This is a genomic window from Sphingomonas montanisoli (genome assembly GCF_008274695.1).
Taxonomy (GTDB): Bacteria; Pseudomonadota; Alphaproteobacteria; order Sphingomonadales; family Sphingomonadaceae; genus Rhizorhabdus; species Rhizorhabdus montanisoli.
In genome coordinates this window covers 309,825-321,576 of record NZ_VTOU01000004.1, presented here as the reverse complement: position 1 = coordinate 321,576, position 11,752 = coordinate 309,825, and the positions used below count along the sequence as shown (strand labels likewise).

At 63.2% G+C, this 11,752-nt stretch carries 11 protein-coding genes; 5 read left to right on the top strand and 6 right to left on the bottom strand.

The features are described from left to right. Nucleotides 1-23: 23 nt before the first annotated feature. The 3 genes from FYJ91_RS18075 to FYJ91_RS18065 are packed head-to-tail and all read right to left on the bottom strand — an operon-like array spanning nt 24 to nt 3,241. Complete coding sequence (locus FYJ91_RS18075) at nt 24-1,073, bottom strand: ribonucleotide-diphosphate reductase subunit beta (protein ID WP_149523704.1); 1,050 nt, start codon at nt 1,071-1,073, stop codon at nt 24-26. A 17-nt stretch (nt 1,074-1,090) separates the two neighbouring features. After that, complete coding sequence (locus FYJ91_RS18070) at nt 1,091-1,330, bottom strand: hypothetical protein (RefSeq protein WP_149523703.1); 240 nt, start codon at nt 1,328-1,330, stop codon at nt 1,091-1,093. A gap of 9 nt (nt 1,331-1,339) precedes the next feature. After that, a complete protein-coding gene (locus FYJ91_RS18065) occupies nt 1,340-3,241 on the bottom strand; it encodes a ribonucleoside-diphosphate reductase subunit alpha (RefSeq protein WP_149523702.1) in 1,902 nt (633 codons plus the stop codon). A gap of 411 nt (nt 3,242-3,652) precedes the next feature. Between FYJ91_RS18065 and FYJ91_RS18060 the strand changes: the two genes are divergently transcribed. The 4 genes from FYJ91_RS18060 to FYJ91_RS18045 all read left to right on the top strand — a co-directional run bounded on the left by FYJ91_RS18060 (nt 3,653) and on the right by FYJ91_RS18045 (nt 7,492). Then, entirely contained in the window at nt 3,653-4,111 is a 459-nt protein-coding gene (locus tag FYJ91_RS18060; RefSeq protein WP_149523701.1) for a glycine zipper 2TM domain-containing protein, read from the top strand. Between the two features lie 172 nt (nt 4,112-4,283). After that, a complete protein-coding gene (locus FYJ91_RS18055; protein ID WP_149523700.1) occupies nt 4,284-5,561 on the top strand; it encodes an MFS transporter in 1,278 nt (425 codons plus the stop codon). Further along, the gene (locus FYJ91_RS18050; RefSeq protein WP_149523699.1) at nt 5,561-6,736 is read left to right on the top strand and encodes a vWA domain-containing protein; all 1,176 of its coding nucleotides are present in this window, start codon (nt 5,561-5,563) and stop codon (nt 6,734-6,736) included. The genes FYJ91_RS18055 and FYJ91_RS18050 overlap by 1 nt, the downstream gene beginning before the upstream one ends. A gap of 195 nt (nt 6,737-6,931) precedes the next feature. Next, nucleotides 6,932-7,492 carry an OmpA family protein gene (locus FYJ91_RS18045; protein ID WP_181008571.1) on the top strand — a complete coding sequence of 187 codons (561 nt, stop codon included), beginning with the start codon at nt 6,932-6,934 and terminating at the stop codon, nt 7,490-7,492. An 84-nt stretch (nt 7,493-7,576) separates the two neighbouring features. Here the strand turns inward: FYJ91_RS18045 and FYJ91_RS18040 are convergent, their stop codons facing one another. From FYJ91_RS18040 to FYJ91_RS18030, 3 genes are all read right to left on the bottom strand, one after another. Next, nucleotides 7,577-9,172 carry an isocitrate lyase gene (locus tag FYJ91_RS18040; RefSeq protein ID WP_149523697.1) on the bottom strand — a complete coding sequence of 532 codons (1,596 nt, stop codon included), beginning with the start codon at nt 9,170-9,172 and terminating at the stop codon, nt 7,577-7,579. Between the two features lie 269 nt (nt 9,173-9,441). Further along, complete coding sequence (locus FYJ91_RS18035; protein WP_149523696.1) at nt 9,442-10,638, bottom strand: exo-beta-N-acetylmuramidase NamZ family protein; 1,197 nt, start codon at nt 10,636-10,638, stop codon at nt 9,442-9,444. Beyond that, nucleotides 10,635-11,156, bottom strand: coding sequence for a DOMON-like domain-containing protein (locus FYJ91_RS18030; RefSeq protein WP_246152714.1), 522 nt, complete (start codon nt 11,154-11,156; stop codon nt 10,635-10,637). The genes FYJ91_RS18035 and FYJ91_RS18030 overlap by 4 nt, the downstream gene beginning before the upstream one ends. A 93-nt stretch (nt 11,157-11,249) precedes the next feature. Between FYJ91_RS18030 and FYJ91_RS18025 the strand changes: the two genes are divergently transcribed. Beyond that, a complete protein-coding gene (locus FYJ91_RS18025) occupies nt 11,250-11,738 on the top strand; it encodes a DUF4126 domain-containing protein (protein ID WP_149523695.1) in 489 nt (162 codons plus the stop codon). Nucleotides 11,739-11,752 lie beyond the last annotated feature (14 nt).

Sequence of the window (11,752 nt, the reverse complement as noted above, 5' to 3'; positions counted from 1 at the left end):
CTATAGCCTCGGGATGCTTGAGCTTACTCCGCCGCGACGCCGTCCCCGAACAGGCCGGCCTCGATAACGTCCTCGTTCGCGGCGGGGACCGTCTTGGCGGTCTTGCGGCGGTCGAAGGCGTCCCACACGTCGGACCACTGGCCGCGGGTCGCGGCCTTCGAATATTCGGTCGCGCGGGTTTCGAAGAAGTTGGCGTGCTCGACGCCGTTGAGCAGCGGGGCGAGCCAGGGGAGCGGATGCTCCTCGATCATGTAGATCGGCTTGAGGCCCAGCTGGCCCAGGCGCCAGTCGGCGATGTAGCGGACATATTTCTTGATGTCCTTGGGCGTCATGCCGTTGACCGGGCCCATTTCGAACACGAGATCGATGAAGGCGTCCTCGATCCTCACCGTCTTCTGGCACATGTCGAGAATGTCTTCCTTGACCGACGGGGTCAGGCAGTTGCGCTCTTTCACGAAGGCGTGGAACAGGCGGATGATGCCTTCGCAGTGGAGCGTCTCGTCGCGGATCGACCAGGTGACGATCTGCCCCATGCCCTTCATCTTGTTGAAGCGCGGGAAGTTCATCAGCATCGCGAACGACGCGAACAGCTGAAGCCCTTCGGTGAAGCCGCCGAACATGGCGAGGGTGCGGGCGATATCCTCATCGCTGTCGACGCCGAACTGCTGCAGATAATCGTGCTTGTCGCGCATTTCCTTATACTGAAGGAACGCGCTGTACTCGGTCTCGGGCATGCCGATCGTGTCGAGCAGGTGGCTGTAGGCGGCGATATGGACCGTCTCCATGTTGCTGAACGCGGTCAGCATCATCTTGACTTCGGTCGGCTTGAACACGCGGCCATATTTGTCGTGGTAGCAATCCTGCACCTCGACATCGGCCTGCGTGAAGAAGCGGAAGATCTGGGTCAGCAGATTGCGCTCATGATCGGTGAGCTTCTGCGCCCAATCGCGGCAATCCTCGCCCAGCGGCACTTCCTCGGGCAGCCAGTGGAGCTGCTGCTGGCGCTTCCAATATTCGAAGGCCCACGGATATTCGAAGGGCTTGTAGGCGCGCGATGCGGAGAGGAGCGGCATGGGAGTGAACCTTCCGTTCAGCTGAACAGGATGATGACGACGGCGAGCGCGAACATGACCGCTGCCGACAGGAGATTGCGGGCGCCGAAGGCGCGAAGCTGGGCCGGGGTTTCCTCGCCCTCACCCAGCACCGCGCCCGCCGGCGCGCGAGCGGCCTTGCGCGCCTTGCCGAACGCGACGAACGCGAGGCCAAGGCACAGCAGGCCCACCAGCACGGTCACGCCCGCGATGATCAGGGGGATGTTGAGGTCGTCCACGTCAGCCTCTTACTGGCAGGCCAGACATTCGTCGTAATCCTTCACCTCGACCTCGATCTGGCGAAGGTCGATCGTGTTGTCGGCCTCGACCCCGCCGGCGAAGCCCGCGCGCTGGATCGACTTGGACCGCAGATAGTAAAGCGACTTGATGCCCAGTTCCCACGCGCGGAAGTGGAGCATCAGCAGATCCCACTTTTCGACATCGGCCGGGATGAACAGGTTCAGCGACTGCGCCTGATCGATATAGGGCGTGCGATCGGCCGCAAGCTCGATCAGCCAGCGCTGGTCGATCTCGAAGCTGGTCTTGAACACGTCCTTTTCTTCCGGGGTCAGGAAGTCGAGATGCTGGACCGAACCGCCCTTTTCGAGGATCGAGTTCCACACCGCGTCCGAATCCTTGGATTTGGTCGCGAGCAGTTTTTCCAGATAGACGTTCTTGATCGAGAAGCTGCCCGACAGCGTCTTGTGGGTATAGACGTTGGCGGGGATCGGCTCGATGCAGGCCGAGGTGCCGCCGCAGATGATGCTGATCGAAGCGGTCGGCGCGATCGCCATCTTGCAGCTGAAACGCTCCATCACACCCTGATCGGCCGCGTCGGGGCACGGGCCACGCTCGGTCGCCAGCAGCATCGACGCCTCGTTAACACCGGCGTTCACATGCTTGAAAATCTTGAGATTCCAGCTCTTCGCCATCGCGCCTTCGAAGCCGAGGCCGCGCGCCTGGAGGAAGCTGTGGAAACCCATGACACCCAGACCGACCGAACGCTCGCGGCTGGCGCTATATTTGGCGCGCGCCATCTCGTCCGGCGCGCGATCGATATAGTCCTGCAGGACGTTGTCGAGGAAGCGCATGACGTCCTCGATGAACATCTTGTCGCCGTTCCACTCGTCCCACGTTTCGAGGTTGAGCGAGGACAGGCAGCAGACCGCGGTGCGATCCATGCCCAGATGGTCGCGGCCGGTGGGCAGCGTGATTTCCGAACACAGGTTCGAGGTCGAGACCTTGAGGCCCAGATCGCGGTGATGCTTGGGCATCGTGCGGTTCACGGTGTCGTTGAACACGATATACGGCTCGCCGGTCGCCAGTCGGGTCTCGACCAGCTTCTGGAACAGCGCGCGCGCATCGACCGAGCCGCGCTTGGAGCCATCCTTGGGACTCTTGAGCTCCCATTCCGCGCCGTCGCGCACCGCTTCCATGAAGGCGTCGGTCAGCAGCACGCCATGGTGCAGGTTGAGCGCCTTGCGGTTGAAGTCGCCCGAAGGCTTACGGATTTCGAGGAACTCCTCGATCTCCGGATGCGAGACGTCGAGATAGCAGGCGGCCGAACCGCGACGCAGCGAACCCTGCGAGATCGCGAGCGTCAGCGAGTCCATCACGCGGACGAAGGGGATGATGCCCGACGTCTTGCCGTTGAGGCCGACCGGTTCACCGATGCCGCGCACTGAACCCCAATAGGTGCCGATGCCGCCGCCGCGCGCGGCCAGCCACACATTCTCGTTCCACGTGTTGACGATGCCTTCCAGGCTGTCGTCGACCGAGTTGAGATAGCAGCTGATCGGGAGGCCACGGCCCGTGCCGCCGTTCGACAGCACCGGGGTGGCCGGCATGAACCACAGCTTCGAGATATAATCGTAGAGCCGCTGGGCGTGCGCCTGATCATCGGCATAGGCCGATGCGACGCGGACGAAGAGGTCCTGATAGCTCTCGCCGGGCAGGAGGTAGCGGTCCTTCAGCGTCTCCTTGCCGAAATCGGTGAGGAGCGCGTCGCGACCATGATCGACCTCGACAGGATAAGGCTGCGGCAGGATCGTCGTCGAATCCATCGCATCCTTCTTGGCCGCCTTCACGGCCGCTTCCACCATCGTCGCCACGTCGTTCGAGCTCACTTCGCTGCTGCCAGAAAGATCCACCGCCCTTACTCCGTCCACACCACCGCTCGCGGGGCTTTGTTCCTGTTACGTTCATATCAAGGGCATTGGCACATAGATAGTGCTTCCCGGACGGATTTCACCCCGCCCGTCGGCAAATCCGACGATGTCCCGGCTCGTTGCAGCGATTCGTGAGGGCCCCCGCCCTTCCCAGTCGAACCACCACAATTTGCGTCAGCCCCTGTATGCCGACCCCACCTATAGTGCCTCATCCACCGCGGCACGCAAGAGAGAAAATTCCCTTTTCTCCAGATGTTTCGCTTGACGCGGAAAACCGGGCATCGCGTGCGAGGCGTTGCTTTCAAACAGCTGAATGATCCGTAATTTTTCCTTAATGCAACCTAGTGGACACTTCATGGTTCTCGCTTCGTCCAACCCGACGGAGAAAGAATCATGCGTAAATTTATTCTCGCCGCGATGATGGCGATGACGGCTGCACCCGTCCTGGTGGCCGCCGATCCCGCCCTCGCGCAGGACCGTCGGGACTGGCGCGACGACCGTCGCGGCAACGATCGCCGCGACGAATGGCGCAACGGCCGGCAATATGACTGGAACCGCTATGACCGTCGCAATGGCGATCACTATGATGCATCGCGCTATTATCGCGACGATCGCCGCTATCGTGAGCGCCGCCTAAGTCGCAACGATCGCGTCTATCGCGGAGACGACGGCCGGTATTATTGCCGGCGCAAGGACGGAACGACCGGCCTGATCGTCGGTGCACTCGCCGGCGGTGTTCTCGGCAACGCGCTCGACAACGGTCGCTCGTCGCTGTTGGGTACGGTGCTCGGTGCGGCAGGCGGCGGCCTTCTCGGTCGGTCGATTGACCGCGGCGAGGCCCGCTGCCGCTAAGACGGCATCGTCCTAACTCGTCATTGCGAGCGTAGCGAAGCAATCCACTCCGATCTGCGGGATGGATTGCTTCGACACTTACGGCTCCTCGCAATGACGAGCGGCGAGGTCGTTCGCCGACCTTGACCCCCGCCCCTGCGCGCGCCAATCCGGCGCGATACGGAGGGGATATATGACCGACACCATCGCGCCGCCGTCGCCACGGCGCATATTGCTGGCGAGCCTGACGGGCACGTCGGTCGAATTCTACGACTTCTATATCTTCGCGACCGCAGCCAGCCTGGTGTTCGGGCCGACCTTCTTCGGCGGCTTCGCGCCCTCGACCCAGCTTATCTGGTCCTACACTCTGCTCGGCCTCGCCTTCCTGTCGCGGCCGCTTGGCGCGTGGGCGTTCGGTCATTTCGGCGACCGGATCGGGCGCAAGTCGACTCTGGTCGCGTCACTGATGGTGATGGGTGGATCGACCCTTCTGATCGCCTTTCTCCCCTCCTACGAAGCCGCCGGCTGGCTCGGCGCCTTCCTGCTCGCGCTGCTACGCTTCGGACAGGGCTTCGGCCTTGGCGGCGAATGGGGCGGTGCGGCCCTGCTCGCGGTCGAGAATGCGCCGCCGAACAAGCGCGGGCGCTACGGCATGTTTCCGCAGCTCGGCGCACCCGTCGGCTTCATCGCGGCGAACGGCCTGTTCCTGATCCTGGGTGTCGCCATGACGCAGGAGCAGTTCATGGCGTGGGGGTGGCGCCTGCCCTTCCTGGGTTCGGCCGTATTGGTCGGGGTCGGGCTGTGGGTGCGGCTGAAGCTGACCGAGACGCCCGCGTTCAAGGCCGCGCTGGAAGAGGCGGAGCCCGCTAAGGTGCCGATCGCCGAACTGTTTCGCGAACATATGGTGCCGACGGTCGCGGGCACCTTCGCCGCGGTCGCGTGCTTTGCGACCTATTATCTAGCGACCGCCTTTGCACTCGGTTACGCGACCAAGAATCTGGGCATTCCCAAGGAGACCTTCCTGGGCGTGCAGCTTGTCACGATCCTGTTCATGGCCGCGGGCATCATGCTGGCGGGCTGGTGGTCCGACGTGAAGAGCCCGCGCTACGTGCTGATTGCGGGCTGCATCGGCACGATCGCGACCGGGGCGCTGCTCGGCCCCCTCTTCGCAGGCGGGCATCTCACGCCGATCTTCGTGTGGCTTGCGCTGGCGCTGTTCATGATGGGGTTCGTGTACGGACCGCTGGGCGCCTTCCTGCCCTCGCTGTTCCCGCCGCGGGTCCGCTATACCGGTGCGTCGATGACCTTCAACATCGCCGGCATCCTTGGCGCCGCGCCCGTTCCCGCCGTGGCACAATATCTGGCCGAGCGCGGCGGCCTTTCCTATGTCGGCTATTACCTGTCGGCCTCCGCCATCGTCAGCCTGGCTGCGCTGTGGTGGACGCGCCACCATGATGGTAGGCATAGCTGATGTTCTTCGCCTTCCTCGACGAATTGCGCAGCGCGGGTATTCCCGCGAGCCTCAAGGAGCATCTGACGCTGCTTGAGGCGATGGACCGCGACGTGATCGGGTGGAGCCCCGAGGAATTCTACTATCTGGCCCGCGCCACCTATGTGAAGGACGAGGGGCTGCTCGACCGGTTCGACCGAGTGTTCGCCAAAGTCTTCAAGGGCTTGCTCGACGAATCGGGCGAAGCGACCGAACTGCCCGAGGATTGGCTGAAAGCCGTTGCCGAGAAATTCCTGACGCCCGAACAGATGGAAGAGATCAAGTCGCTGGGCGACTGGGACGAGATCATGGAGACGCTCAAGAAGCGGCTTGAGGAGCAGCAGGGTCGGCACGAAGGCGGCAACAAGTGGATCGGCACCGGCGGCACCTCCCCCTTCGGCAATAACGGCTACAATCCCGAAGGCGTGCGCATCGGCGGCGAGAGCAAGCACAAGCGCGCGATCAAGGTCTGGGAAAAGCGCGAGTTCAAGAATCTCGATAACGACGTCGAACTGGGCACGCGCAACATCAAGGTCGCGCTGCGCCGCCTGCGCCGCTTCGCACGACAAGGCGCAGCAGACGAACTCGACATCGACGGCACAATCGACGGAACCGCGCGGCGCGGCTTCCTGGATATCCAGATGCGGCCCGAACGGCGCAATGCGGTTAAGCTGCTGCTGTTCCTCGATGTCGGCGGATCGATGGATCCCTATATCAAGATGGTCGAGGAGCTGTTTTCGGCGGCCACCACCGAGTTCAAGCATCTCGAATTCTTCTACTTCCACAATTGCGTTTACGAAGGGCTGTGGAAGGACAATCGCCGCCGCTTCGCCGAACGAACGCCGACCTGGGACGTGCTCCACAAGTTCGGGCACGATTATAAGCTGGTGATGGTGGGCGACGCGCAGATGAGCCCGTACGAGATTTCGCACGCGGGCGGATCGGTCGAGCACATGAACGAGGAACCGGGAGCTTTGTGGCTCCAGCGGCTGACCAACGTCTATTCGTCCGCGGCTTGGCTCAACCCGGTCGAAGAACGCTATTGGCCCTCGTCGCAATCGACCCGGATGATCCGCGAGTTGATGGACAACCGCATGTTCCCGCTGACCCTGAGCGGCCTCGACGACGCGATGCGCTCGCTCGGGCGAAAGAAGTAGGCGCCCTAGCCTTCCCACTCGTCATTGCGAGCGTAGCGAAGCAATCCAGGCCCGCACCGGGAAGGTCGCGAACCCCTCCTTTACGGGCCTGGATTGCTTCGTCGCCTGCGGCTTCTCGCAATGACGACTTTGGGTCATATTGTCGCGGACAGGCGATGATCGGGGCGATCGGCGGGCCTGCGGATGGGGGTTCCGATGGCGCGATTTGCCGTATTCGCACTGCCGCTATTGCTGGTCGTGGCGCTGGTGATGCTGATCAATTCGTGGAGCGACACGCCCGCGGTGGAAACGACGCCGCCTGCCGATCTTTCTGCCGTGGTGGCGCTGCCCAACGGATCGGTGCTGACCGCGCCCAAGGGGTCGGTTGGCCGCGACATGGTCGACTGGCTTGCGTCCGACGACGACACCGAGCGTCGCTTTGAACTGGGCGGTCGCGAATTTGACGGTCGATCGATCGAACCAACGATGGAATCGAAAGTGCGGATCGAGCGCGGGGTCGCGATCCTCAAGGCCAATCCCAACGTTTCGCTGGAGGTGATAGGTTATACCGCCGCGACGGCCGATCCCGCCGCCGACCTGAAACTGGGGCAGGCGCGCGCCGACTGGATCGTCAACGCGCTCCACGCTGGCGGCATCGCATCGAGCCGCCTGACTGCGCACAGTCGCGGCGGGGCCGATCCGATCGGCGACAACAAGACCCCCGCCGGCCGCGCTGCCAACGAGCGGGTCGCGATGATCCTGCGGCACCAGCATTAAAAAAATGGCCCGGAGGATTGCTCCCCCGGGCCATGAGGCTCCCGGATTTTCACGGGCGAGGCCCGCGAAACTAGGCTGCGGCTTTTAGGCCGCGAACTGGTTCATCGTGTTGTGGGCGCCACCGGCCTTGAGCGCGGCTTCACCGGCGAAATATTCCTTGTGATCGTCGCCGATGTCGGAGCCCGACATGTTCTGGTGCTTCACGCAGGCAATCCCTTCGCGGATTTCCTTGCGCTGCACGCCCTTGACGTAGCCGAGCATGCCCGCGTCGCCGAAATATTCCTTGGCGAGATTGTCGGTGCTCAGCGCGGCCGTGTGATAGGTCGGCAGCGTGATCAGGTGGTGGAAGATGCCGGCGCGTGCCGCTGCATCCTTCTGGAAGGTGCGGATCTTCTCGTCGGCCTCGATCGCCAGATCGGTCGCGTCATAATCGACCGACATCAGGCGGGCACGATCATAAGCCGACACATCCTTGCCCGCTTCGGCCCAGGCATCGAACACCTGCTGGCGGAAGTTGAGCGTCCAGTTGAACGAGGGCGAGTTGTTGTAAACCAGCTTGGCGTTCGGGATCACTTCGCGGATGCGATCCACCATCGACGCGATCTGCTCGATATGCGGCTTCTCGGTCTCGATCCAGAGCAGGTCCGCGCCGTTCTGGAGCGAGGTGATGCAATCAAGGACGCAGCGATCGGCGCCAGTGCCTTCGCGGAACTGGAACAGGTTCGATGGCAGGCGCTTCGGGCGCAGCAGCTTGCCGTTGCGGTTGAGGATCACGTCGCCGTTGCGCGCGGTCGCCGGATCGATCTCTTCGCAATCGAGGAAGCTGTTATACTGGTCGCCGATGTCGCCGGCTTCGTTGCTGACCGCGATCTGCTTGGTAAGGCCGGCCCCCAACGAGTCGGTGCGCGTGACGATGATGCCGTCCTCGACGCCCATCTCCAGGAAAGCGTAGCGGCAGGCGCGGACCTTCGCGAGGAAGTCCTCATGCGGCACGGTGACCTTGCCGTCCTGGTGGCCGCACTGCTTTTCGTCCGACACCTGATTTTCGATCTGGAGCGCGCAGGCGCCCGCCTCGATCATCTTCTTGGCGAGGAGGTAGGTCGCCTCGGCATTGCCGAAGCCCGCATCGATATCGGCGATGATCGGCACGACATGCGTTTCGTAATTGTCGATCGCGTGGATCAGGCGCTGCGCCTCGACCTCGTTGCCGGTCTCGCGCGCCTTGTCGAGCTCGCGGAACATGCCACCCAGCTCGCGGGCATCGGCCTGCTTGAGGAAGGTGTAAAGCTCCTCGATCAGCGCGGGAACGCTGGTCTTCTCATGCATCGACTGATCGGGCAGCGGGCCGAAGTCCGAGCGGAGCGCGGCGACCATCCAGCCCGACAGATAGAGGTAACGGCGCTTGGTGGTGCCGAAATGCTTCTTGATGCTGATCAGCTTCTGCTGACCGATGAAGCCGTGCCAGCAGCCGAGCGACTGGGTGTAGTCGGCCGGGTTCAGGTCATAGGCGGCCATGTCCTCGCGCATGATCTTCGCGGTGTAGCGCGCGATGTCGAGGCCGGTCTTGAAGCGGTTCTGCAGTTGCATCCGCGCGACCGATTCGGCGCTGATCCCGTCCCAGGTGCCGTCGAAGCCGCTGATGAGTTGGGCGTTGTGCGCGATCTTGTCTTGATAGGTCATCGGATCCTCGTGGACGCTTAAGAACTGCGAGAGCCGATAACGGGAGAGCGGAGGTGGATGCATGTGCGCTGCGGCAAAAAAGGCGTAGCGATGAAAATATGGATGGGGTTAGGGATGTGGAGTTGTAAAGTGCTTACATCCACTCGTCATTGCGAGGAGCCGTAGGCAACGAAGCAATCCAGGCCCGCACTGGAGTTGGTCGCGAGCCTCTCACATGCGGGCCTGGATTGCTTCGCCACGCTCGCAATGACGAGGTGTGAGGGATGGCGTTAATAAAGCAAATGCTCGCGCCGTTCCTGGATCCACGCTTGCTCGTCGGGAATGGTCAGCGCGTCGAGATCGCCCGGTTCGGCACCCGCATCGTCGATCCATTCGCGCAGCGCGGGGCCGCCGTTGATCACGTCGATCGCGAGCTTGTCGAACACATATTCGTAGGGGAAATCGCGCCACAGATCGTAATCGGGCTGCAGCGACCGGATCGCCTTGAACGCGAGCGTCTGGAGCCGCCACGGGCGGAAAGCGGCGTGATCATAGGCCGCACCCTCGGCGTGGATGAACACGCCGGCGCACAGTTGCCCGACATGCTTGTGGAAGGTCGGCTGAAACCAGACATCGCGCAACGTGCAGCCCTCGGTCCAATGCGGCGCGATCCGGCGCATTTCGGCGATCAAAGCGCGGGCATCGAGATCGGGCGCGCCGAACATTTCCAGCGGGCGGGTGGTGCCGCGTGCTTCGGACAGGGTCGTCCCCTCCAGCATCACCGTGCCCGCATAGGCCCGCGCCATGTTGACGTTGGCGGCGTTCGGGCTGGGATTGATCCACGGACGATCGACCGGCCAACCGAAGCAGGGTGCAGCCTCGGGCGCCCAGCCCTCCATCGCGATCACGCGATAATCGACGTCCAGCTTGAAGTGGCGGATGAACCAATGCCCCATCTCGCCCAAGGTCATGCCGTGCCGCATCGGCATCGGCCCTGCACCGACAAAACTCTCCCAGCCTGGACGCAGGGTCAGCCCCTCGACAGGGCGGCCCGCGGGATTGGGGCGATCGAGCACCCACACGCTCTTGCCGTGCATCGCAGCGGCTTCGAGGATGTAGAGGAGCGTCGTGACGAAGGTGTAGATACGGCAGCCGACGTCCTGCAGATCGACCAGCATCACATCGAACGTGTTCATTGACTGGCCGGTCGGCCGTCGTACCTCACCATAGAGGCTGAACACAGGCATGCCGTAGGTCGGATCGGTGAAGTCGGGCGACTCCATCATATTGTCCTGCAGGTCGCCGCGCACGCCATGCTGCGGCCCGAAAACCGCCGAGATGTTGATGCCCGCCGCAACCAGCGCATCGAGGCTGTGCGTCAGGTCCGCCGTCACCGAGGCGGGATGCGCGAGCAAGGAGACGCGATTGCCCTCGAGCGGTTTACGGAGCGTAGGGTCGGCGAGGAGCCGGTCGATACCGAAGTTCATGGAAGCCGAGGTGCCGGGAGTTCGAGGACGAAGCAAGCCGGATCGTGGAAGTCGGGCTTTCCAGGCGGATGCGCGAGCGCCCAATAGGATTTGGTGCCGTCCTTTTCCTCGATGATGGCGCTCACGCTCATGACGCAGGGGAGATACGGGATGACGGACAGGTCGAGATCGACTTCGACGCCGTCATCCGTGCGTTCAATAAAAGGCTCCACTGGCAGGGCGAGGTTACGCATCCCTTCCCGATAGCGATCGAACGCATAGGCTGCCCATCGTGTGGAAGGCGAGAAGTTGAACTCGAAATAGCTGTGGCCGTCTCCGGGCCGGATGAAGGCTTCGAAGCAGGTGGTTTGCCAAAGGCCGTCGGCTCGTTCCGCCACCGCCCATTCGGGCCGCATCGGCCTGGCACCGATGACCCTGTAGGTTAGCAGCATGTCGTCGTCTGTCTGATGGATGTCGACTTCGACCCCGTCGATCGCGTGGGCGGGAAAGTCGGGATGGGGAATGAGCGACAGCGTCATGGCCTCCGACTGCCCCAACTCTCCGATCGATGGAAGACCCGGACCGAAAGCACGCGCCATCCGTTGAGCGCTACGAACATCGAAAGGATTCCTATGCTCCGTGCTTTTCTGATCGGCCTCGTCGGCGGCGCCCGCGCTATGACCCCGCTCGCCGTGGTCGCCAATGCCGCGCGCACCGGAACCCTTCCCGCCGACAATGGCGCGCTGCGCATCTTCGCGCATCCCCTGGTCTCGCTCGGCGCCACGGCGGCCGCGACGTACGAACTGGCCGGCGACAAGCAGAAGACCGCACCGAACCGGACGATCCCGCCCGCCGTGGTGATCCGCAGCATCAACGCCGCGCTGGCGGGCATGGCGCTGTCGCCGCGCAAGGAACGCTTCGCCGCAGCCGCCGTCGCAGGCGCCACCGCCGCGCTCTCCGCCTACGCCACATTCGCGCTGCGCATGATCGCCATGCGCCGGGGCAGTCAGATGGTCACCGGGCTGGTCGAGGATGCGATCGTGGTCGGGGCCGGCATCGCCGCAGCCCGTGCCACCCTGCCCGAAGTGCCCGAACCCACCCGCGCTTTATCCCACGCCTGACGGGCGAAAGCAGT